Origin of the sequence: Methylomonas sp. ZR1, from assembly GCF_013141865.1 — a bacterium.
GTDB lineage: Bacteria > Pseudomonadota > Gammaproteobacteria > Methylococcales > Methylomonadaceae > Methylomonas.
The window spans coordinates 2,663,810-2,687,135 of sequence record NZ_RCST01000001.1 but is presented as its reverse complement, the minus strand read 5'-3'; the positions used below and the strand labels follow the sequence as shown (position 1 = coordinate 2,687,135).

General features: G+C 50.9%; 19 protein-coding genes. 10 read left to right on the top strand and 9 right to left on the bottom strand.

Going from position 1 to position 23,326, the window contains the following annotated elements:
- Positions 1-37: 37 nt before the first annotated feature.
- The 5 genes from DDY07_RS12050 to epmB form a co-directional block, all read right to left on the bottom strand.
- Positions 38-991 (bottom strand): sigma-54-dependent Fis family transcriptional regulator, encoded by a 954-nt coding sequence (locus DDY07_RS12050; protein ID WP_033155529.1) that lies wholly within the window; start codon positions 989-991, stop codon positions 38-40.
- Positions 992-1,002: 11 nt separating this feature from the next.
- The gene (locus DDY07_RS12045; RefSeq protein WP_020485298.1) at positions 1,003-1,728 is read right to left on the bottom strand and encodes a sulfite exporter TauE/SafE family protein; all 726 of its coding nucleotides are present in this window, start codon (positions 1,726-1,728) and stop codon (positions 1,003-1,005) included.
- 89 nt (positions 1,729-1,817) lie between these two features.
- Positions 1,818-2,741 carry a diguanylate cyclase gene (locus DDY07_RS12040; protein ID WP_033155528.1) on the bottom strand — a complete coding sequence of 308 codons (924 nt, stop codon included), beginning with the start codon at positions 2,739-2,741 and terminating at the stop codon, positions 1,818-1,820.
- A 4-nt stretch (positions 2,742-2,745) separates the two neighbouring features.
- Complete coding sequence (locus DDY07_RS12035) at positions 2,746-6,744, bottom strand: PAS domain-containing protein (protein ID WP_171696078.1); 3,999 nt, start codon at positions 6,742-6,744, stop codon at positions 2,746-2,748.
- Between the two features lie 99 nt (positions 6,745-6,843).
- On the bottom strand, positions 6,844-7,830 hold the full coding sequence (gene epmB, locus DDY07_RS12030) for an EF-P beta-lysylation protein EpmB (protein ID WP_171696077.1): 987 nt from the start codon (positions 7,828-7,830) through the stop codon (positions 6,844-6,846).
- Positions 7,831-7,903: 73 nt separating this feature from the next.
- On the opposite strand from epmB, the gene efp reads away from it, so the two are divergent.
- Together efp and epmA are read left to right on the top strand one after the other, a co-directional pair.
- Entirely contained in the window at positions 7,904-8,473 is a 570-nt protein-coding gene (gene efp, locus DDY07_RS12025) for an elongation factor P (protein ID WP_033155525.1), read from the top strand.
- Positions 8,470-9,447 (top strand): EF-P lysine aminoacylase EpmA, encoded by a 978-nt coding sequence (gene epmA, locus DDY07_RS12020; protein WP_171696076.1) that lies wholly within the window; start codon positions 8,470-8,472, stop codon positions 9,445-9,447. Before efp ends, epmA begins: the two co-directional genes overlap by 4 nt.
- Positions 9,448-10,059: 612 nt before the next feature.
- Here the strand turns inward: epmA and aspS are convergent.
- Both aspS and DDY07_RS12010 read right to left on the bottom strand, forming a co-directional pair.
- Positions 10,060-11,850 carry an aspartate--tRNA ligase gene (gene aspS, locus DDY07_RS12015; RefSeq protein ID WP_171696075.1) on the bottom strand — a complete coding sequence of 597 codons (1,791 nt, stop codon included), beginning with the start codon at positions 11,848-11,850 and terminating at the stop codon, positions 10,060-10,062.
- 89 nt (positions 11,851-11,939) lie between these two features.
- Positions 11,940-12,203, bottom strand: coding sequence for an FmdB family zinc ribbon protein (locus DDY07_RS12010; RefSeq protein ID WP_171696074.1), 264 nt, complete (start codon positions 12,201-12,203; stop codon positions 11,940-11,942).
- Positions 12,204-12,316: 113 nt separating this feature from the next.
- On the opposite strand from DDY07_RS12010, the gene pyrC reads away from it, so the two are divergent.
- The 6 genes from pyrC (at position 12,317) to hemJ (ending at position 17,381) form a co-directional block, all read left to right on the top strand.
- On the top strand, positions 12,317-13,354 hold the full coding sequence (pyrC, locus tag DDY07_RS12005; RefSeq protein ID WP_171696073.1) for a dihydroorotase: 1,038 nt from the start codon (positions 12,317-12,319) through the stop codon (positions 13,352-13,354).
- 204 nt (positions 13,355-13,558) lie between these two features.
- Positions 13,559-15,136: a glycosyltransferase family 39 protein gene (locus tag DDY07_RS12000; RefSeq protein ID WP_171696072.1), complete on the top strand. Its 1,578-nt coding sequence runs from the start codon at positions 13,559-13,561 to the stop codon at positions 15,134-15,136.
- A 76-nt stretch (positions 15,137-15,212) separates the two neighbouring features.
- On the top strand, positions 15,213-15,938 hold the full coding sequence (locus tag DDY07_RS11995; protein WP_171696071.1) for a glycosyltransferase family 2 protein: 726 nt from the start codon (positions 15,213-15,215) through the stop codon (positions 15,936-15,938).
- Between the two features lie 48 nt (positions 15,939-15,986).
- Positions 15,987-16,358, top strand: a complete 372-nt coding sequence (locus tag DDY07_RS11990) for a lipid-A-disaccharide synthase N-terminal domain-containing protein (protein WP_033155518.1) — start codon at positions 15,987-15,989, stop codon at positions 16,356-16,358.
- A 127-nt stretch (positions 16,359-16,485) separates the two neighbouring features.
- The gene (locus tag DDY07_RS11985) at positions 16,486-16,938 is read left to right on the top strand and encodes a DUF4124 domain-containing protein (RefSeq protein ID WP_171696070.1); all 453 of its coding nucleotides are present in this window, start codon (positions 16,486-16,488) and stop codon (positions 16,936-16,938) included.
- A gap of 17 nt (positions 16,939-16,955) precedes the next feature.
- Complete coding sequence (gene hemJ / locus DDY07_RS11980) at positions 16,956-17,381, top strand: protoporphyrinogen oxidase HemJ (RefSeq protein WP_171696069.1); 426 nt, start codon at positions 16,956-16,958, stop codon at positions 17,379-17,381.
- Here hemJ and murU read toward each other — a convergent pair.
- A complete protein-coding gene (gene murU / locus DDY07_RS11975) occupies positions 17,378-18,076 on the bottom strand; it encodes an N-acetylmuramate alpha-1-phosphate uridylyltransferase MurU (RefSeq protein WP_171696068.1) in 699 nt (232 codons plus the stop codon). The genes hemJ and murU overlap by 4 nt on opposite strands.
- The gene (locus DDY07_RS11970; RefSeq protein ID WP_033155514.1) at positions 18,073-19,074 is read right to left on the bottom strand and encodes an aminoglycoside phosphotransferase family protein; all 1,002 of its coding nucleotides are present in this window, start codon (positions 19,072-19,074) and stop codon (positions 18,073-18,075) included. The genes murU and DDY07_RS11970 overlap by 4 nt, the downstream gene beginning before the upstream one ends.
- A 95-nt stretch (positions 19,075-19,169) precedes the next feature.
- Between DDY07_RS11970 and lptD the strand changes: the two genes are divergently transcribed.
- Both lptD and DDY07_RS11960 read left to right on the top strand, forming a co-directional pair.
- The gene (gene lptD, locus DDY07_RS11965; RefSeq protein ID WP_171696067.1) at positions 19,170-22,028 is read left to right on the top strand and encodes an LPS assembly protein LptD; all 2,859 of its coding nucleotides are present in this window, start codon (positions 19,170-19,172) and stop codon (positions 22,026-22,028) included.
- Positions 22,029-22,035: 7 nt separating this feature from the next.
- Positions 22,036-23,322, top strand: a complete 1,287-nt coding sequence (locus DDY07_RS11960; RefSeq protein WP_171696066.1) for a peptidylprolyl isomerase — start codon at positions 22,036-22,038, stop codon at positions 23,320-23,322.
- Positions 23,323-23,326: the final 4 nt, after the last annotated feature.

Sequence of the window (23,326 nt, the reverse complement as noted above, 5' to 3'; positions counted from 1 at the left end):
TGGGGCTGAACCATGCAGCCCCGGTAAACCGTATGGCTTAGTGTGTTGCCAAGCCGTGCTTTTGAATCCGGTAAAGCAAGGTGTCTCTGGAAATGCCCAATAAGCGCGCCGATTTGCTGCGATTGCCCTTGGTTCTGTTCAAAGCTTGCAGAATCATATCTGCTTCCAGTGCATCTAGTTGTAGACCCAACTCCGGCAAAGTAAAGTCCGAGCTGACTGTTATTGCGCTGCGGTTGAATTCGTGGGGCAGATTTTCCGGCTCGATTACTTTGCCCGCCAGCAGAATGCTCAGTCTTTCGCAAAGATTGCGCAATTCACGTACATTGCCCGGCCATTTGTAGCTGCGCAGCGTTTTTATGGCTTGTCTGCTGAAAGTAGGCGGTTCCAGGGAATGTGCGGCCGAGAAGTGTGTGAAAAAGTGTTTCGCCAGTATTTCTATATCTTCGGTGCGCTGATGCAATGCCGGCAATTCCAGCGGCACTACATTTAAGCGGAAATACAAGTCCTGACGAAATTGACCGTTTTCTATCAGTTTGGTGAGGTCGGCATTGGAGGCAGCAATCACGCGCACATTCACCATGTAGGGTTTGGTGCCGCCAACGGGTAAACATTCTCCCGACTCCAGAAAGCGCAAAAGTTTTGCCTGGATTCCCAAGGGTAAGGAATTGATTTCGTCCAGAAACAAAGTGCCGCCATCGGCTGCCTGAAACAAACCTTGCTTGTCCGATACCGCGCCGGTAAAAGCGCCTTTCTTATGGCCGAATATTTCTGATTCAACCAGACCCTCAGGGAGTGCTGCGCAATTTAAGGCGATGAAAGGTTTATTTGCGCGCGGGCTATCCTTTTGAATTGCCGTTGCCAGTACTTCTTTTCCCGTGCCGGTTTCGCCTTTGATCAGCACGGTAACGTCGGTCGCCGCAACGATACGAGCGCTGCGAATCAATGCTTCGATTGCGGGAGATTGTCCAATAATAGGATCGAAGTTATCCACTGTAAAACCTCTCAAAACGTCATGATGTGTTCAACGCGCATCGGATAGAGCCATGGGAAGGCTGCTAATAGCGCAAAGATAATAAACAAGGCTGCCACCGCGTGTTTAAAGTGCCGGATTTTCGAAAGCCTCGCCAGTAATGAGGTCATTATACCGACACCCATTACGGCAGGTAAAGTGCCCAATCCAAATGCTAACATCGTGAGCGCGCTGTGGGTAATGCTCCCCGTGGTAACTGCTAGTGCCAATGCCGTATAAATCAGGCCACAGGGTAGCCAGCCCCACACCATACCAAACAACAAAGCTTGGGTGCGGTTTTGTACCGGAATCAATCGGCGGCCGAATGGTTCGATCAGTTTCCAGAAGCGTGCGCCCATTTTTTCTATATAGGCAAAGTACGGAAACCAGCCGCCAAGGTAAAGCCCTGCACCCGCCATCACCACGGCGGAGAGGAGTTGCAAAAATCTGTGCGCTTGACCTTGAGCAAAAGGTAAAGTTAAGAAGGCCTCCAGCACGCCAACCAAGGCACCGGCCATCGCGTAGCTGAGAACCCGGCCGATGTTGTAATTCAGCACGATGCCGAACAGACGGCGCTTATCGTTACGAAGTTCGGGTTTCAGACTGTAAGTTAGGGTGCCGATAATGGAACCGCACATGCCTATGCAATGCAGGCTGCTGAATAAACCCATTACAAACGCGGCAAGATAGGAAGCATTAAAGTCGAGGTAAAGATGCATAAACAAAAAGCCGAGGTAATAAGGTATCGAGTGGATTAGCGGGGATTATAGACGCTTTCGGAAACGGGAACGACGCGCAGATCTCTAAACTACCTGCCGTTGGACAAGTTATTCGCGCAGATACGATTCCGCCCTTGATGCTTGGCCTGATATAACGCATCGTCCGCTGCTTTCAATAAACTGGCAACGTCGTCGAATGTGTGGGCCTGTAGCGTCGCAACCCCGAGGGATATGGTCACGAAATTGTTGGGATTGTTCTGTGTGTGCCGTATTTTCAGATTCTCTATGGCTTCGCGGTACTGCTCGGCACGCATCAGGGCGCCTATGCTGTCGGTGTTGGGAAGCAGGATGGCGAACTCTTCACCGCCCAATCTTGCTACCAAGTCTTCGGGTCTGTGGGTAATGGTTTGTAAGGCACGCGCCACCCGTTTCAGGCACTCGTCGCCCATAGGGTGGCCAAAGTAGTCGTTAAATTGTTTGAAATTGTCAATATCGGCAATTAACAATGAGAGCGGCATGCCCGTGCGTTTGGACTGGTTCCATTGGCGTTCCAGGGCGGCGTCAAACGCTCTGCGGTTGGGTATCTCGGTCAGTCCATCCAGCGATGCCAGTTTTTCCAATAAATCGGATTTAGTTTTTAGCTGTATTTGGGTGCGTACTCTTGCTAAAACAATCGATGGCGAAAACGGTTTGGTGATGTAGTCGCTACCGCCGATTCGAAAACCGTGTACCTCATCTTCTTCCGAGTGTTTAGCGGTCAGAAAAATAATCGGAATATTGCGGGTTTTATCCGACGACTTGAGTTGGTGGCATATTTCATAACCATCCATGTCGTCCAGCATGATGTCCAGTAGGATCAGATCGGGAAGCTGGCTGGTGGCGATATGTAACGCCAGTTCGCTATGCACGGCTACTTTTACCGTGTAATGGGGTTCGAGAATATTCTTGATAAGATCCAGATTTTCCGGGCTATCATCCACGGCCAGAATGGTATGCGTGTTTCTACTTTCCATTTTCCTATATCCGATGTTCCAGTATGTGGTTGAGAGCTTGCGCGGCATCTACAAACTGGTAATTGGCAATTTGTTTTTTGATGGGCAATAAGATTTGCAGCAGAGCTTTATCATCGATATGGCGCATAATCCGCTCAAGTTGCTGGTCCGAGTCGGAATCGAAGGTTTGCAGTTTATCAATCAATATGGCCAGCTGTTGCCGAGTTTCCAGTGTCGAGTAGCGCGGTTCACCGTCGCTGTGGCTTTCGCTGTTGGCCAAATTACTGTTGATGCTGCTGATAACCTTGCTCATCTCCAGTGTTGTGGCGGCAATATTACTATCGATATACGGGACGTCGGCAATATTGGCGCGGAAATCGATTAGCGACTCTTCCAGCCGTACTAAGTGGCTTTGCAATTGTAACGCTCCGAGGGAGCCGACTAAGCCTTTCAAAGTATGGACTAATTGATAGGCCTTGTCGTACTGGTTATGTATGAAGGCTTGGCCGATTTCGTTCATGGTATCCGCATGGTTTTCAGCAAATTTTAGTAACACTTTTCGATAGACGGCTAGATTCCCGGCCGTATGTTGTAAGCCGGCGGAGGTGTCTATGCCATACAGATAAGGAAGCGGATTGCTTTCCAACTGTTCGCTGTTGGGATCGGTCTGGGGTATCCCGTCGGCTCGCGGTTTAATCCATTTTGCCAGCGTGGCGTAAAGCGTTTCCGGTAATATCGGTTTGCTGATGAAATCGTCCATATCGGCTTGAAAGCATTTGTTGCGATCATTACTCATGGCGTTAGCGGTCATCGCTATGACCGGCAAGGTTTGACAGCCGGGGAGTGTTCGTAGTTGTTTGGTGGTTTGATAGCCATCCATCACCGGCATTTGCACATCCATTAGCACGCAGTCGTAAGTGGTTTGTTGCAGTTTGCCCAAGGCGATTTCGCCGTTTTCGGCCACGTCGACTTGCAAATGTGCTTGTTCCAGCAACTCGATGGCCACAATTCGATTCACTTCGTTGTCTTCAACCAGCAATACTCGGGCGCCCCTGATATGTTGCAATTTCCCCGTATCGAGGGGGAGCTTTTGTTGGTATTGCGCGTTGCGTATCGAAGCAAGGCTGGTAATGCCCAGTTTGACGCTAAAGGTAAATGTAGAGCCCAGATTTTCTTGGCTGGCGACGCTTATGGTTCCGCCCATTTGTTCAACCAATTGTTTGGAGATGATCAGGCCCAAGCCCGTGCCGCCGTAATGACGTGTGACGCTACTGTCGCCTTGGCTGAACGCCTGGAATAGTTTGGCTTGTTTTTCTGCATTCATGCCGATGCCGGTATCGCTGATACTAAACTGCAAACAAGTCTGTTGCGCAGAGCGCTTAAGTTCGGTGAGCGTGACTCTTACCTCGCCATGTTCGGTAAATTTGATCGCATTCCCGATCAGATTGATAAAAATTTGCCTTAGCCGTTGCGGGTCGCCGATCACCGGGAGAAAAGTTAGCGTCTTAGGTGGGCGAATCAAGGCTATGCCTTTGCTGGCGCAAAGTTCCGACATCGTGGAAAATACCTTATCCAGCATTTCTTCCAATAGAAAAGGTACGGATTCCAGTTGCATTTTTCCGGCTTCCATTTTGGAAAAGTCCAGAATGTCGTCAATGATGGTCATCAACGAGCGTGACGCGGTTTCCACTCTTTCCAGGTAGTCGCGCTGTTTGGCGGAGATGCTGCTGTTCAGACATAATTCAACCAAGCCGATAATGGCATTCATCGGCGTGCGGATTTCGTGGCTCATATTGGCGAGAAATTCCGATTTTACCCGTGTTGCCTGTTCTGCCTGCTGCTTGGCTTCCAACAGCCGTTGCTCGGTTTGCAGCCGGTCGGTGATGTCTTGCATGGTGCCTTGAACGCCAGTGGGTTTGTCATTAACGTCGCGAATAACTTGTCCGCGTTGGTGGACATGACGAATTTGGTCGTTACCGAGCACTATCCGATGTCTGAAATCGAGACTGCCGCTACTGATCGCGTTTTGCATCGATGTTTTGAAAAAGCTTTGGTCGTCCGGATGAATCAGCGTGCTTAAAATGCTGGAAAAGTTGGGGGTAAAAACAGCTTTACTGGTTGCGGTGATCCGATACATTTCGTCCGACCAGCTAAAGTGATTGTCAGGCAAATGCCAATGCCAATCGCCGATATGGGAAATGCTTTGCGCATCCAGTAAGCGCTGTTTCTGGTCTTGCAGCGCATTGATGGCGCGGCTGCGTTCCAGTTCGGCGGTAATTTGCAACGCGAATAATTTCAGGGTGTCTGTGGCAAAGGTAGTATCGGGAATGGGCCGACAGTAGGATACCGAGATAAATCCGAAACTATTTTGTTGTTTGTCGTGTAATGGAATGCCCAGATAACCTTGAATTTGTTGGCGTCGCAGCCAGTCGGCGTCGGGGAATCGCTCCGCTGCGTCGTGTTCGACACAACAAATAGTGCCGGCGGCCACCTCGCGGCAAGGCGAATTATCCAGGCTGAATTCGCGGTTACCGACAATTTTGCCTTTTGCGCAAAGCGATAGGCTGCGGGCACGTCCATTGCCCGTTGTTTCGGCAATTAATGCAAAATCGGCTCCCAGGGTTTCCACGGTCAATAGTGTCAGATTATCCAGCAGTGACGCGGCACTTTGCGGCAGGTTGCTGGAGACGATATTCCTAATCACACTGGATTGCTGGCGCTGCTGAGTGATGTCACTCACCAGACCCTGATAGTCGATAATCTTGCCTTGCTCGTTGCGCACCACCATCTTGCGGTCTTGCACCCATTTTATGCCGCCGTTTTGGGCGACGATGCGATAGGGTTGATGCGCTATTTCGGAACAGTCCGGATCGTTGCGGCAGGTGGCGATCTCGCGAAGGAAAACCCCGACATCGTCGGGATGGATCAGGTTGAGATAAAACAGATTGCCGGTAATCAATTGTTCGACGCTGTAGCCGAATAGCTGGCGGGCGTTCTCAGTGGCGAATTCTATCGGTAATCCTTCGGAATTATTCCATTTCAATACCACTGCTGCGCTCTGGCTGATAATTTGATAGGCGCGTTGCAGATTGTGCTCCGACTGCTTCCGCACGCTGATGTCTTGGTGCGTGCCGCATAGCCGGCTTGGAGCGCCGCTGACCGGATCGTACGCAACAACGGCGCCGGAGCCTTGTATCCATACCCAATGGCCGAGTTTATGGCGCATGCGAAATTCCACGACATAGGGGCGGTCGGAGGCTATATGTTTGGCAACGAACTGTTTCACTCGTTGTCTGTCGTCCGGATGCAGGCGTTTGTCCCAGTCGCTGACATAGTTATCCAGCTCGTCATGGCTGAGGCCCAACATGTCCAGCCAACGTTGATTCACGGAATGTTCGCCGCTTAGATAATTCCAATCCCAGTAGCCTAGCTGGGCGCCGTCTATGACCAGGGCCAATTGTTCTTCAACTTGTTTTCGCGGCGTGATGTCGATATGGAACTGAATTAATTCGCTGTTGTTCTGCGTGGACAGACGGGTAAGCGAGATTTGCTGCCATGTTTGATTTGGAAAGGCAAAGTCGCTGGCCTGCATAGCCTTGCCGGCCATGATATGTTGGCATAAGGGGCACTCTGTTTCGGCATGGTGGGTCGGGTGAAACCAGGCGTGTATGGTTTGTCCGACTAATTCCGCCGGGGACTTGCCCACCGACAAAGCGGCTGCCTGGTTGGCATGGCGAATAATCCCCTGATTATCGACCACGATGGCGGATTGGGCGAGATGGTCGTAAAAGTCGCCGATGGGTGTCAGTCCGGAGGATAAAATTTGCCGATTTGACAGCAGTTCGCTAAAAATCAACAAGACAGCCAGTCCGGGCAGCAAAACTATCAATATTTTGGTCAGCTCACTCGTGCCGTTTATGTTTTGATAGAGCACAACGGTAATCTCACCTATCAACAGTAAACACACTGCGACCAGCACGAACCGGCGTATCTGATTGGCAGTATTGGCAAGTTTATCTGTCATAGTTTGCTGATGTCGGGGATTTGGCCGGGAGGGACGGGAAAAATCTTAGACCGGGTATCGGTAAATGTGAATCCATGTCGCCGGAAAACTGTCCGGTGCTCAGCAAATTGGGATTTTATAGGCTGCTCCGGCCTGTTCTTTAACCAGCTTGGGAACCAGATAACCGGGTAGATGGCTTTGCATATCTTCGAGCAATTGTCGGGCGGCGATTTCGGATACTTCAAAATGACCGGTGCCGCTGGCGTGATCCAATACATGCAGGTAGTAAGGCAAAATCCCCAGATCAAATAGCTTTTCGCTCAGTTCGCAGAGAGTGCGGCCGGCATCGTTAACTCCCTTTAGCAGAACGCTTTGGTTCAATAAAGTGATGCCGTGGCGGCGTAAATCGCCGCAAATAGCTCCAACGGCAGCACTCAGCTCATTCGCATGATTGGCGTGAAATACCATCACAACTTGTTGCGACAGGCTGGAGAAAGAGTTGAGCAGTGGTTGGGTGATGCGCATTGGTAACACGATGGGCACTCGGCTATGAATGCGAATACGTTTGATATGTTCAATCTCACCTAACCGCGCCAACAGCTGGCCGAGTTTTTCGTCATTTAGCAGCAAGGGGTCGCCGCCACTGAGGATGACTTCGCTGATTTCCGGATGGCTGATGATGTAGCTAAGCGCTTGTTGAATTTTTTGCGTCGACAACTGCAATTCCGCATAAGGGAAATTGCGCCGAAAACAATACCGGCAGTGCACTGCGCAAGCGCCGGTGCTGATCAACAATACCCGGCCATGATACTTATGAATGATACCTGCTTCGGCGACCGCACCGAGGTCGCCTACCGGATCAAGGCTGTAGCCGGGATAGTCGATCAGTTCGTGCTGAGTCGGCAGCACTTGTCTCAGCAAGGGGTCATTTGGATCGCCGCGGCGCATGCAATCAGCAAAGCCGCGCGGCACACGGAGCGGAAAGGCTTTGAAATCCGGCAGCAATGCCACGCTGTCTGTTGAAATATTCAAATAGTCACAAAGGGCCTCGACGCTGGTAAATGCGTCGGCCAGCGCCTGTTGCCAGCCGGCGGTTTGGGTGTTCAATGCTGCTCCGGTTTCCGATTAAAAATCTTATCCATTATAATCGTCCGACTATTATTTGTTTCACGAGGAAAAAATGGCGACTTTTAGCACCAACGAGTTCAAGGGCGGTTTGAAAATCATGCTGGACAACGACCCTTGTTCGATTATCGAAAACGAGTTTGTGAAGCCGGGTAAGGGGCAGGCGTTCAATCGGGTCAGGATCAGAAATCTGAAAACCGGCCGCGTCATCGAACGTACCTTTAAATCCGGCGATACCGTCGAAGGTGCGGACGTCGTTGATAAAGAAATGCAGTATCTGTATAGCGATGGCGAATTCTGGCATTTCATGGTGCCCGATACGTTTGAGCAGTACCAAGCCGATAAAAATGCGGTGTCCGATGCCATTAAATGGCTGAAAGAGCAAGATATTTGCACGATGACCTTGTGGAACGACTCACCGTTATCGGTTACCCCGCCCAATTTCGTAGAATTGGCCATCACCGAAACCGATCCCGGTCTGAAGGGCGATACATCCGGCGGTGGCGGTAAACCGGCAACCCTGGAATCCGGTGCCGTGGTGCGCGTACCCTTGTTTGTGCAAATCGGCGAAGTCATTAAAGTCGATACCCGAACCGGCGAATACGTCTCCCGCGTCAAAGAGTGACGGTGAGCTGGCAGCCGAGCTGCCCACTGGTGCATTTGCGCACTCGCGCGCAAATGCTGGCGGCGATACGGCGTTTTTTCGAGGCACGGGATGTGTTGGAAGTCGAGACGCCGCTATTGTGCCCAGCCACCGGTACCGATCCGCAGCTGGATTTTTTCAGCAGCCAGTTTAACTTCCCCCCCAGCCAGCCCACCCTGTTTCTGCAAACCTCGCCTGAGTTCGCGATGAAACGGCTGTTGGCCGCTGGTAGCGGCAGTATTTATCAGATCTGCAAGGCCTTTAGGAACGGCGAAGCCGGGCGCTACCACAATCCGGAATTCACGATTTTGGAATGGTATCGGGTCGGCTACGATTTGCGGCAATTGATGGCGGAAGTCGCCGAATTATTGTTGCAGTTGTTGCAACCTTTTCATGCCGCATTGTCAACCAAACAAATCAGCTACCAACAACTATTTTTGCACGCCACCGGCTTGGATCCCTTGGAATTTTGCAGCAGCGATTATGAGGCTTATGCGGCTGCGAATGCGCTTCCGGAGGCTGTCGACCTATGCGGCGACGATCATGCCTTGTGGCTGGATTTTATTTTTAGCCATTGTGTCCAGCGGGCGATGGATAAAGATACGATTTATTTGCTGCATAGCTATCCGGCGATACAGTCTTCGTTGGCGCGTCTGCATGCCGATGACTCTCGGCTCAGTGAGCGTTTTGAAGTGTTCATCAACGGTGTGGAGTTGGGCAACGGCTTTTATGAGCTGGCCGATCCTGTTGAACAGGAGGCACGTTTTGATAAGGAAATTGCTTATCGGCTAAGCCATGACTTGCCGGTAGTTAGCAAAGATGAAGCATTTTTGCAGGCATTGAAATTCGGTTTGCCGGATTGCAGCGGGGTAGCAATTGGTTTGGATCGGCTGCTGATGATTGCTCTGGGCAGCGAGTCTATCAGTGATGTGCTGGCTTTTCCGGTCCGCGTTTGAGGCTCAATGTTGAAAGGCTTGAAAAAACTCCCCCTTCGCCGAAGGGGGATGTAGTAGGTAGGTGTACCTAAAAACGATTAATCGATTTATTTAGTAGGGCCAGCTGAGCGAGCTTTTTTGCTGGTCCGGATGGTCTGCAGCATCTAGCGCTGTTTGTATGTCGTCTACGAAAAAGCGTCTAAGGCCGCGGCCAAGGCGATGGGCTAGCACCGGCAGAGCTTGATCTTTGTCTAGGTAGGCCACGGGTTCGCGACCCTTGCGGTAATGGTGTAGCGCTCTTCTGACTGCGCCGCACAGATAGCACTCCGTGCCCTCAGGAAGAGTAGAGTTCAAATCGCGAAGTAGATGTGGAGTTATTTTATTCATAGCATCCCCCTCCTCATTCGGAGTGTTGGGCGGTAATCCATATGCCATGCGAAGATCCGCGACCGGGATCTGTTATTTAATAAAAATAACGTGATTAACTTATCAATTTGGCAAAAAAAGTCAACGACTATTTGGGGTGCTTTTTTGACGTATATCAATACCTTGGATGACTGCTTCCCAAGGTATCCGGTGGTAAGCTTAACAAGAACAAAGGGCGGACAAGGACAGTCCGCCCTCAGATTTACCTTAATCCTGTTTTTCGGTTTTGCCGGCTGGGGTACGCAGTCTGATACCCAATTCTTTCAATTGTTCTTCGCTGACCAATGCTGGCGCATTGAATAATGGGCAAGCGGCAGTCTGGGTTTTCGGGAACGCTATGACGTCGCGGATCGAACTGGCGCCGGTCATTAACATCACCAAGCGGTCCAAACCAAAGGCGATACCGCCATGCGGAGGCGCGCCGTATTTCAAGGCATCCAGCAGGAAGCCGAATTTTTCGCGGGCTTCTTCGTGGCCGATACCCAGAATGTCGAATACGGTTTGTTGCATCGCAGTGCGGTTGATCCGGATCGAGCCGCCGCCGACTTCGGTGCCGTTCAACACCAGGTCATAAGCGCGAGACAGCGCGGTGCCGGGGTTGGCGATCAATTCTTCCACCGAGCAGCTCGGTGCGGTAAACGGATGGTGAATTGCGGTGTAGCGTTGGGCTTTTTCGTCCCAGGCGAACATCGGGAAGTCCACGACCCAAAGCGGTTTCCAGGGGCCGGTCAACAAGTTGCGATCCAGGCCGAGCTTAACGCGCAGAGCGCCCATGGCTTCGTTGACGATGCCGGCTTTGTCGGCACCAAAGAAAATCAGGTCGCCGTTTTGAGCGCCCACTTTCGCCATGACTTTGGCCCAGACATCAGCCGGAGCGAATTTGACGATAGGCGACTGCAAGCCTTCGACGCCGGCCGCCAAGTCGTTGACTTTGATATAAGCCAAGCCTTTTGCGCCGTAAATGCCGACAAATTTGGTGAGTTCGTCGATCACGCTGCGGCTCAAGTCGCCGCCTTCCGGCAATTTCATGGCCACGACGCGGCCGTTTGGATCGTTGGCGGGGCCGGAGAAGACTTTGAAATCCACGCCTTTCATTTCCTCGGCAATGTCTACCAGTTCCAGCGGGATACGCAGATCCGGACGGTCCGAACCGTAACGATTCATGGCTTCGGCATAACTCATGACCGGGAATTGGTCGCCCAAATCCACTTCGATAATGTCCTTGAACAAGCGGCGGATCATTTCTTCCATTACCGCCATGATCTCTTGTTCGTTCATGAACGAGGTTTCGATATCCAGCTGGGTAAATTCCGGCTGGCGATCAGCCCGCAAATCTTCGTCGCGGAAGCAGCGTACCACTTGGTAATAGCGGTCCATGCCGGCAATCATCAGCAGCTGTTTGTAAAGCTGCGGTGATTGCGGCAAGGCAAAAAACGAATTTTGGTGGGTACGGCTGGGTACGATGTAATCGCGCGCGCCTTCCGGCGTAGCCTTGGTCAGATACGGCGTTTCGATTTCGAAAAATTCGTGATCGTCCAGGTATTGACGCAGATTGCGGGTCACGTCGCGGCGCACTTTCATTTTTTGCTGCATCGCGGTGCGGCGCAAGTCGATGTAACGGAAACGCAGGCGGGTTTCTTCGTTGACTTCGATGTCGCTTTCCAGCGGGAACGGCGGGGTTTCCGCTTCGTTCAACACTTCGATATGTTTGCCCAGAATTTCGATTTGGCCCGTGGACATATTGGGATTATGCGTGCCTTCAGGTCGGTCGCGGACGATACCTTCGATACGCAGCACGTATTCGCTGCGCACATGCTCGGCAATCGCAAAGCTTTCGGCCATATCGGGATCGAACACCACTTGCACCAAGCCGGCGCGGTCTCTCAAGTCGATAAAAATAACGCCGCCGTGGTCACGGCGACGATGAACCCAGCCGCACAGGGCAACGGTTTGACCTAGATGTTGGGTGTTCAATTCTCCACACTTGTGGCTACGCATAGTTGTTCTCGGGTTAATCAAAATACGGGGATAGGTAAAAATTAGGAAGTGCCAGTCGTTTCGGAAAACTGGCAGTTACCATGAGATTCCTAATGGTTATGGTTCGGGCAGCCGCTGCAATTGCTGGCTTTTTCCGGGGCTTTGCTTTCGCCGGCGACGTTTTTCTTGTTGCCGCTTTTAAAATCGGTTTCGTACCAGCCGCCGCCTTTCAAACGAAATCCCGCTGCGGAAATTTTCTTTTTTAATTCCGCTTCATTGCAGGCCGGGCAAACGATTAAGGGCTCTGCACCCAGTTTTTGCAGGGCTTCGTGTTCATGTCCGCAAGCATTGCATTGGTATTCGTAAATAGGCATCTGCTTCTCCAGTTGAAAGTGTTTAAATCGGCTTACTAAGGGCGGGGTTTTAAATTTTCAAGGCCCTTAATGTTAGAATAACTAGCTATTTTAAATGAAAACGTCCGGAGATTATGGATAAATTGACCATCCGCCAACCTGATGATTGGCATTTGCATGTCAGAACCGGCAGTATTTTAAAAACGGTGATCGGGCATACTGCCAAGCAGTTTGGTCGCGCTATTATCATGCCGAATCTGAAACCCCCGGTCACCACGGTCGCGCAGGCTTTACTTTACAGGCAGGAAATTTTGGCTGCTTTGCCGCGAGAGTCCACGTTTCAGCCTTTGATGACTTTGTATCTAACGGCAAGGACCTCTGTTGAGGAAATCAAAAAGGTGGCCGATGCCGAGCATGTTCATGCCTTCAAGCTATATCCGGCCGGAGCAACCACCAATTCCGATGCCGGAGTCGCCGACATTGAAGCGGCTTATCCTTTATTTGCGGCGATGGAGCAATACGGCGTACCACTATTACTCCACGGTGAAGTGACGGATGCGGAATACGATATTTTTGATCGCGAAAAACTGTTTATCGATAACAAGTTAAGCAAGCTCACCCGGCAATTTCCGGCACTACGCATCGTTTTAGAGCATTTGACGACCCAGGAAGCGGTGCAATTTGTCGAAGCTGCATCCGAGAATATCGCCGCGACTATTACCCCGCAGCATTTGCTCTATAACCGCAATGCCATTTTGGCGGGCGGTATTCGGCCGCATTACTATTGTTTGCCCATTTTAAAGCGCGAGCATCATCGCCAAGCCTTGATAAAAGCGGCTACCAGCGGTAATCCCAAATTTTTCCTTGGTACCGATAGCGCGCCGCATTTAACTGGGTTGAAGGAAAATAGCTGCGGTTGCGCAGGTTGTTACAGCGCGCATGCGGCATTGGAATTGTATGCTGAAGCCTTCGAACAGGCTGGCGCATTGGATAAGCTGGAAGGGTTTGCCAGTTTTTATGGCGCGGATTTTTACGGTTTGCCGCACAATTCCGCGAGCGTTACTTTAGAAAAGCAAGCCTGGATGGTACCGGAAGCGTATGCCGATACGGCTGGCACTATTACACCGTTACGGGCTGGCGAGAGTTTGTCGTGGCGCTTAGTCGTCGCCTGATTCCTTATGATTAATGGGGCAATTCAACCCACTTAGTGGTTTGTTTCAACCGATCCTCTTGCTTTTTTATATCATCTTGAGGTGTGTCGGGCGTTGCCGACTGAAATAGTGTTGGCATGAAATTGGCTTAATCTTATGTCATAACGCTGGCGTGATTCTGGTCGCTTGGATGTCCAGTGCCCCGAATCGATATTTTCTCGAAAAATGACCATACCCGATAAACTGATTTACCGCTGGGGCATCCTGCCGCTTTGGCTGCTGTTGTCCGCAAGCGTTTATTTTCGCTCGACCATACCCATCGATGAAACGCGCTATCTCAGTGTGGCTTGGGAGATGTGGCTGCGCGGCGATTTCCTGGTGCCGTATTTGAATGGCGAAACCTACAGCCATAAACCGCCTTTATTATTTTGGTTGATTCAAGCCGGGTGGTGGGTTTTCGGCGTTAATCAGTGGTGGCCGAGTTTGGTCGGGCCGTTGGCTGCATTGGCAAATCTGTTGCTGACGCGAAAATTGGCGGAAAAACTTTGGCCGGAGCAAACTGCGGTAGCAATGGCGGCGCCGTGGGTCTTGATTGCAACCTTGCTGTGGACCTTATTCGCCACGTCTATCATGTTTGATATTCTGCTGACTAGCTGGGTGCTGTTGGGAATGCTCGGCTTGCTGGAAGTCTTGCAAGGCTCGGAACGTAAGGGTTGGATGTTGGTTGCGGCAGCAGTGGGGTTCGGTATTCTAAGTAAAGGGCCTGTGGTTTTTTTGCATCTAATCCCTACCGTAATTTTGGTTGCTGTTTGGGCTCCGCGTTCGATTGTGTTCAGTCGATGGTTTGCTGGCTTGTTGATCGCAGCCTTGATTGGAGTCGCGATAGCCCTGGTTTGGGCGATTCCGGCTGCCATTGCCGGTGGCGAGCAATACGCCAACGCGATATTGTGGCATCAGACCGCTGATCGCGCAGTCAGCACCAAAATCCATACCCGTTCGCTGTTTTGGTATCTGCCTTTTTTACCGATGTTTTTGTTCCCCTGGTTGTTCTGGCCGCATTTCTGGGGCAGTTTGCGCGGCAGCCGATTTTTTAATGATCGCGGTCTACGTTTCTGTCTGGTGTGGCTGGTATCAACCTTTGTGGTGTTCTCGCTGTTGCCCAGCAAGCAGATTCATTATTTGATTCCGATGTTGCCGGCGTTTGCGTTGTTGGTAGCCAGGGTGGTGGTGAATACCCAAAAGCCGAGATTGGGTGGCGAGTGGTTGCTGCCGGTGCTGTTCGGCGCAATCGGGGTGTTTTTAGTTTATCTGCCCAAGGTACCGGGTTTGTCGAAATTGAACTGGGTCCAGACTGTGCAGCCGGCATGGGGTTTGAGTGTGTTGGCTATTGCCATGATGTTGGCGCTATTGGTTTGGATTAAGCGCACGTTGTCGGTTGCGGCAATCTCGACAGCGCTGGTGGCGGCAATTTTCGTCGGATTTATATTTTTCTTCCGCTATGCCGGCCTGGCATACGACCTGCAACCCGCTGCGTTAAAAGTGAATAGCTTTAACGATCAGCATATTCCTTATGTCTATGTTGGCAATTACCAAGGGCAATTCAATTTCTTGGGGCGATTAACCCAGCCGCTGCCGGTTTTATCCGCGGAACGGCTTGCCGATTGGGCGGCACAGCATGCGGACGGTTATTTGATTTCCCTGGAAAAAAACCAGCCTAGCGATGCAGTATACCTACAGCCGCATCGAGAATATTGGCTGGTATTTCGGCGCGCGGGGCAGGCTGCTGACGTCAAGCCCCTATAACTCAAACCTGTACAAAATTCTTATCCGTGTATAAGCGTTTGATACAATTCACAACTTTTTCAACTTTTACCAAGATATGAAGATTTCTGTAGTAGTCCCCGTTCACAATGAAACGGACAATGTCGAATTGCTGATCGAGGAAATCCATCGTGCGCTGGGCGATGGGGAAGCCTATGAAATGATTTTTGTGGACGACGGTAGTACCGATGACACTGGCCTAAAACTGCAAGGTGCAATGCAGCAATATCCGACTCTGCGCGTGCTGACACATCAACGCAGTTGCGGACAAAGCCGTGCCGTGCATACCGGCGTTTCGGCAGCGCGCTACCCATGGATTGCCACCTTGGACGGCGACGGCCAGAACGATCCGGCCGATATACCCCATCTGGTCGCGGCCTGGCGCGAGCAAAACGACAGCCAATTGTGGATGCTGGCCGGCTTTCGGCATAAGCGCAACGATACCGGTTGGCGCAAGTTTTCCTCTAAATTTGCCAATGCGGTGCGGCAGTCAATTTTGCATGACGCCACGCCGGATACCGGTTGCGGCTTGAAGTTATTTCTGCGCGATAAGTTTTTGGCCTTGCCTTATTTTGATCATATTCACCGTTTCTTGCCGGCGTTAATCCGGATGGCGGGCGGGAATGTCATTTCCGTAAAAGTAAATCATAGGCCGAGAAATTTTGGCACATCGAAGTACGGAACCTTGGATCGGGCGCTGGTTGGCATCGTCGACTTGCTGGGCGTGGTCTGGTTGAAAAAACGCCATAGCCTGCCGATTGTCAGCGAGATTCAGCGTGGTTAATCGCTGGATTCAACCCATTTGTTCCGCCGTATTTTAGGAGTCGTTAACATGGAAAATGGAATCGTTTATTTTTTTACGCATTTGGCGGATAAATGGCAGCACCATTTATCGATCATGGATTCGAATGACATCATTTGGCTCAGCATCGGTTTGGTGGGCCAGACCTTGTTTATGATGCGTTTTATCGTGCAATGGATACACAGCGAGCGGCACCAGAAGAGCATGATTCCGGTAAGTTTTTGGTATTTCAGTTTGTCGGGCGGGGTCATCGTGTTGGCTTACGGTATTCACCGAGTGGATCCCGTGATTATCCTGGGTCAATTGCCTGGTACTTTTGTGTATGCCAGAAACCTAATATTAATTCGCCGCGAACATCGCGATGCGTTGGCGGAGATGACCGAGCAAGATCTGGGGACCTAATCGATTTGACTAGCCGGAAAACGACATAAGCTATTTTGGCGCAACGATTTTTCCTAACTATTGAAAACAGACTGAATTTTTACCCTAAACTATGGCCCGAGCAAATGGCGTTTTGGCGAGGTGTGCGATGAGGGTGTTAATTTTGCTGGCGATGGTTCTGAGTTATCACTCGGCAAGCGCGGAGGTATTTAAATGTATCGGCAAGGACGGCAAAACCGTTTATCAGGCCAAACCTTGCCAAACCAGCGATAAAACCGTGCAGTTGGATATTCAAGCCAATGAAGCACAAGAGGCAGCGGCCAAAGCCAAGCTGGAAGCCCTGCAAAACGAACAGGAAGCTGCCAAAGCCGTCAAGCTGGAAGCTGAAAGACGCGATGCGATACTGAAAAACCAAACCGAATCGACAAATGCCCTAAAGCAAAGTGCGATTGCGCAACAGCAGCAAGTTGAAGCGGAACAACGCCAGGCGGCAGCCTTGGAAAGACAAGCGCAACAAAACAGTAATCGGGTGCTGATTGTCACGCCTCCCACCGCGTTACCGGGCATGCCCGCGCCGGTGACCACCGAAATTTTACGTTAGTCAGCTCTGGGAACCTCATGCTCTGGTTAAAAGCCTTACATTTGATTTTTATGGTGACCTGGTTTGCCGGCTTGTTTTATTTGCCCAGGTTATTTGTTTATCACGCAATGAGCGACGACAGTATCAGCAACGAGCGCTTCAAAGTCATGGAACGCAAACTGTACTATGGCATCATGACGCCGGGCATGATTTGTACCTTTATCTTTGGCGTGTGGATGTTGGGCGATTATGCCTGGATGCTATATTCCCGCAGCGGTTGGCTACATCTAAAGTTGGGTTTGTTGGGTTTGCTGGTGGTTTACCATGTGTTTTGCGGCAAGTGGCTGCTGGATTTCAAGCATGATCGCAACCGGCATTCGCATGTGTATTTCCGCTGGATCAACGAGATTCCGGTATTGTTCTTAGTCGCCATAGTCTTGCTGGCCGTCGTCAAACCATTCTAATGCATGCCATCCTCGGCATGTCGGCCGCTGAGGCGCAAGTGATGCTCACTCAGTTCAGCCAAGCGTTCCGGTGTGCCTATGTCCATCCACAGGCCGGAAAACTTCTCCCCGCTAATCCGCTGTTGCTGCATGGCTTGGTTTAACACCGGTCTCAGTTTTAACGGCGCGACCGGGATGTTGGCAAACAGCTTGGGGTGATAAACGCCGATACCGCTGAAGGTGAGTTTGTTCAAGCCTTGTTCCGACAATACACCGTCGGCATTCAGCGAAAAGTCACCTTCCGGATGATGCGGCGGATTATTGATCATCACCAAATGAGCCAGATCAATGGCTTGGGTTCGCAAGTTGGCCAAGGGATAATCGCAAATAATGTCGGCGTTAAGCACCAGGAACGGCTCATTGCTCAGCAAAGGCAGGGCCTTGGCAATGCCTCCGGCGGTTTCCAGCGCGGTTTCGCCTTCATCTGAATACTCAATCGAAACATTCCAGCGCTTACCATCTCCACAATAGTCTTTAATCTGCGCGCCTAGATGGGCGATGTTGATGACGATTTCGGTAAAGCCGGCGTGTGCCAGGTTTTCCAGGGTGTATTCAATCAGCGCCTTACCGGCGGCTTTCAATAAGGGTTTGGGGGTATGGTCGGTCAAGGGCCGCATTCTTTCGCCGCGCCCGGCCGCTAAAATCATTGCCTTCATGCAGATGCCTCGACACGCGGCAGCACCTGTTCTTGCAGAAACTGCTGCATCTCGGTTAACTCGGGATAGAGCTCGCAAACCCTAGAAATATAAGCCAGGGTGCGCGGAATGTCGGCCAAATAGTCGGATTTTCCATCGCGCAGATGCAGTCTGGCGAAAATGCCGACGGCTTTCAGGTGACGCTGCATGCCCATCAGATCGAACCAGCGTTTGAATTGATTGAAATCGGCTTTCAGCAGTCCGGCTGACAACAGGCGTTGATGATATTGCTGGGCCCAGCTGATGACTTGCTGTTCGGGCCAAGCGATGTAACAGTCGCGCAGCAGCGACACCAAATCGTAGCTGATAGGGCCGACGACGGCGTCTTGAAAGTCGATAACGCCCGGTGAGTTGTGTTCCAGCACCATCAGGTTGCGCGAGTGGAAGTCGCGGTGCACGCAGACTTGCGGCTGTTCAAGTGCCGAATCGATCAAGATAGCGTTGAGAGATGTCGCGAGCGTATGGGGAATCGTAATGCCCAATAGTTTTTCCAAAAACCATTCGTAAAAAATACCGAGTTCCCGCAGTAGCAGAGCGCTGTCGTAAACCGGCAAGCCGCAATCGAGCGGATTTACGCCGGTTTGTAGTTTGAACAAGCTGTCCATGGCTTGTCGATACAACAGTTCTGCATCGCCGGTTTGTAAGCGGTCAAGAAAGCTTGTGGAGCCTAAGTCTTCCAGCAACAGAAAACCTTGTCGGCTATTCTGTTGATAGATATTCGGGATATGAATATCGCTCGGTTTCAGCAATCCGGCGATGCGTACGAACGGTTCGGTATTTTCCTTGTCCGGTGGTGCATCCATGGCAATGTGGCAGCCGTCCCGGTGCTCAACTCGGAAATATCGCCTAAAGCTAGCGTCGCTGGAAGCCGGGGTGATTTGTTGTATATCAAGAGCGACGTCGTTATTGAGCCAATCGACAAGCTCCGCCAAGCGGCGGTCTGAGCTGGAAACGTACATTTTTATTAATTGCGGGTCAACCTAAGGTAAAATGATGACAAGCATTTTATTCGATTTCCATTCCGCTAAGTCAATTTAGCCGCATTCGCCAAGACATGAATTATCGGTTTTATACAATTTCTTCAGCATTATTGTTTTTTACGGGCGTCGCCTCTGCTGCCAATAATGCGGCGTGGAATTGTGAGCAAACCAAAAATGGCGAATGGACTTGTCTAAATCAAACACCTGCTGGCAACGAGCCAACTGCTCAGCCGCAAGTGATTAAACCCACCCCGCCCGCCCAAACCAAGCCTGCCCAGCCGGAAACAGTCGCGCAGCCGCCTGTTCCTGTCGTGCCCGCGCCCGTTCAACAAGCGGTCAAACCGGAACCCGAGCCGGAAAAAGTTAAGGTGGTCGAAAAGGCGGTGGAAAAAGCTATTGCCGAGCCGCAAAAGTTACGGGTTAAAGTGACTGAAAATCAAAAACCGGTGCTGGAAAAAGTCGAGCCCAAAACCGAGACAGCCAATGCCAATACCGGCAAAGTGCCCGGTTGGACTTGCAAAACCGGTGATGATAAGAGTGGTTGGAACTGTAATCTGGTGGGTGCCGATCCGAAAGGCGAGGCCCATGTCGTAGCCGAAGGCGGCAGCAGTGAAGAGTCCGGTTCGTCTTGGCTTACGCCGACCTTTGATCGCAAACAAGAGCGGGATTTTCAAACCTTACGGGCCGAGTTTGATAAAGATCCTTGGCAAAGCTGCGAAGTGTGGGGTGCTAAAAAACGCAAAATCAGAGCCACCTCCGCCGAAGTCCGCGATGCAGCAACTACCGATATTAACGCCGATTTTTCGGAAGTGTTCGACGGCGAAGTGCTTAATTTTGCCGGTAATGTGGATATGGTGCGCGCGGATCAGCATTTGGTTGCCGACAAGGCCAGTTACGATACGGTTGCCGAAACCTTGGACGCACAAGGTAGCGTGTTATACAGCGAAGACCAGCTGGCTTTTTCCAGCGAGACCGCCTCGTTGAGCCTGGGTAAAGACGAAGCACGCTTGCGCAAGGCGCAATTTATCGTCGCGGAGGCGCCGTTTCGCGGCAACGCCGGGGTGGTTTATCGCGAGAGTAAAGGCTTGTCGCGTTATAACGATGCCGCGTTTACCAGTTGTGCGCCGGGCAACCAGGACTGGATTGTGCATGCCTCGCGGATGAAAATTAACCGGGACAGCGGACAAGGTTCAGCGAAAAACGCTTGGCTGGAATTTAAAGGCGTACCGGTGTTGTACACGCCTTATATTTCCTTCCCTACCGACAATCGCCGCCTGTCGGGCCTGTTGGCGCCAACTTGGGGTAACACACAGCGGAACGGTTTCGACTTTTCCGTGCCGTTTTATTGGAATATAGCCCCCAACTTCGACGATATCGTCACGCCGCGGTATATGACCAAGCGTGGCGAGCAATTACGTAATAAATTCCGCTATCTGACCGATATGTCCAGAGGCACGTTTTCTGCGGAATATATGCCCAACGATCAATTGGTCAACAAGGCCCGTTACTCGGCAAGCTGGAAGGATCAAACCAGTTTGCTACCCGGTTTAAATTCCTTGTTGGATTTGAATTATGTGTCCGACAAAACCTATTTCAACGACTTGAACAATGCCTTGGGTTTCCAAAATACCAGTTATTTGCCCAGTACCGCATTACTGAGTTACGGCGGGGCTGTTGCCGGCACCGGTCTAGGTTTGTCGGTGGGGGCATATCATTATCAATCGGTGGATAGAACGATTCCCGATGCCGCGATGCCCTACGATATGCTGCCTCGTGTCAATTTCAACGTGGCGCATGCGTTCGAAGGTTTGCCGGTTACGCTGGCGATGAATAACGAGTTTACTCATTTCTACCACACCGATTTGGTAAACGGTCAGCGCTTCAATATTGCACCATCGATTAGTTTGCCATTGGAAAGTAGTGCTGGATTTGTCATACCTAAAATTACTGGTCAGTACACTCAATACCAGTTAAGTAGTCAGACTCAGGCGGGACTGCCATCTACAATAAGCCGTGCATTACCAATTTTTTCGCTGGATAGCGGCATGACATTCGAAAAAGAATTGAATTTGTCCGGCTCTCCGTATCTGAATACTTTGGAACCTAGATTATTTTATTTGTATATCCCTCGTAAAGATCAGAGCAACATTCCCGTTTTCGATACCGCTTTGTACGATACTAATTTTTACAGCTTGTTTAGGGAAAATCGCTTCGCCGGCGGCGATAGAGTTCAGGACGCGAACCAGGTTACTTTAGCTGCGACATCGAGGTTCATCGATTCAAATACCGGCTTAGAACCATTGAAGTTGAGTATTGGACAGATCCTCTATTTCCAGGACCGAACAGTGGATTTGTATGATAAAAATAACCCAACCGTGCGTCCGTTTACAGCCCCCCAAACAAGCAGTACATCCAACCTGATCGGAGAGCTCAGTGGGCAATTCAGCCGTAACTTGTCATATATGACCGGAACGCAATGGGATCCTGAAGCTAATGGTTTTGCCAGAGGCCAAGTTGCATTAACGTATCGCAGGCAGCCAAACGAGATACTTAATCTAGGGTATCGCTATCGCCGTAATCCTCTGGATAGTTTACAAACCATCTCGCAAACCGATGTATCGTTCCGCTTACCTTTATTCGGCGAATGGTATGGCTTCGGACGTTGGCAATATTCTTTGAATTTCGACAAAACCACGGAAAGTTTCATTGGTGTGGAAAAGGAAAACTGTTGTTGGCGCTTCCGCATCCTCGGTAGGCGCTTTATCAATGGCGCGAACACCGGTACTGTTACCTTTATCGATCCTAGCACCAAACCGGAAACCGCATTTTTCGTACAGTTGGAACTGAAAGGTCTGTCCAGCTTCGGTGACAATGTCGATACCTTCCTGCAAACCAACCTGAAAGGCTATCGCAAAGCCAGCTATTTTGAGTAAGCAACGCATGATAAAAAATTGGTTAGTGATTTTCTGTTTGCTCCTGTGTGCTTATATGGCTTCGGGTCAGGCCCAGGTGTTGGACCGGATAGTGGCGGTGGTGGAAGAAGATGTGATTCTGGAACGCGAACTGAATAACGAAGTCGGGGCTATCGTCAGTAAATTGCGGAGTAACAACGTAACGATGCCACCTGAATATGTGCTGCGCAAACAGGTGTTGGAACGCATGGTGGTCGACAAGTTGCAACGGCAACTGGCGGCTAAATCGGGTGTACAGGTCAGCGATGAAATGCTTAGTGCTTCAGTCGCTGATATAGCCAGCCGGAATGGCTTGTCGGTTGAAAGTTTTCGTAACGAGTTGACCAAGCAAGGTATGGACTACAAAGCGTTCGAAGATAATCTGCGCAACGAAATTATAATCAACCAGCTACGTGGTCGGGAAATCGGTTCGCGGGTCAAAGTTACCGATGCGGAAGTGTTGCATTACATGGAAACGCAGAGCAAAGCCGGCCAGAGCAATTCCCAGTATCATTTAGGGCATATTCTGATCGCGGTGTCGGAAGCGGCTTCGGCCTCCGCGATTCAAAAAGCTAAGGACAAGGCCGATCAAGTCATCGCCGAATTACGCGGCGGCAAGGATTTCAAACAAGTTGCGGTTAGTGTCTCCGACGACGATAACGCCTTGAAGGGCGGCGATCTGGGTTGGCGCAGCATCGGCCAGATTCCATCCCTGTTTACGGAAGTCGTGACGACGATGAACCAGGGCGATGTCTCGGAAGCGATCCGCAGTCCCAGCGGTTTTCATATCATTAAAATGCTGGAAACTGAGGGTGCCGGACAGCATATCGTTACCAAAACCAAGGTCAGGCACATTCTGATCAAGACCAATGAATTGGTGGACGACGCCGAAGCGCAGAAGCGTTTGATAGCGCTGAGAGAACGGATTAATGACGGTGACGATTTTGCCAATTTGGCGCGCGCGCATTCCGACGACAAAGGCTCGGCGATTAACGGCGGTTCGCTGGATTGGGTGGGTCCGGGCGCATTAGTGCCGCCTTTTGAGGAAGCGATGAACAAGTTGGCGATTAACGAGATTAGCCAGCCGGTGCAAACCCAGTTCGGTTGGCACATGATTCAGGTCTTGGGGCGCGAAAATCAGGACAACAGCGAGCAATTCAAAAAAGACAAGATTCGCGAGGAAATCCGTAAGCGTAAAATCGAGGAAGAAACCGAATTATGGTTGCGGCGCTTGCGCGACGAGGCTTTTGTGGAAATCGATCTGGATAGATTGTAAGGCA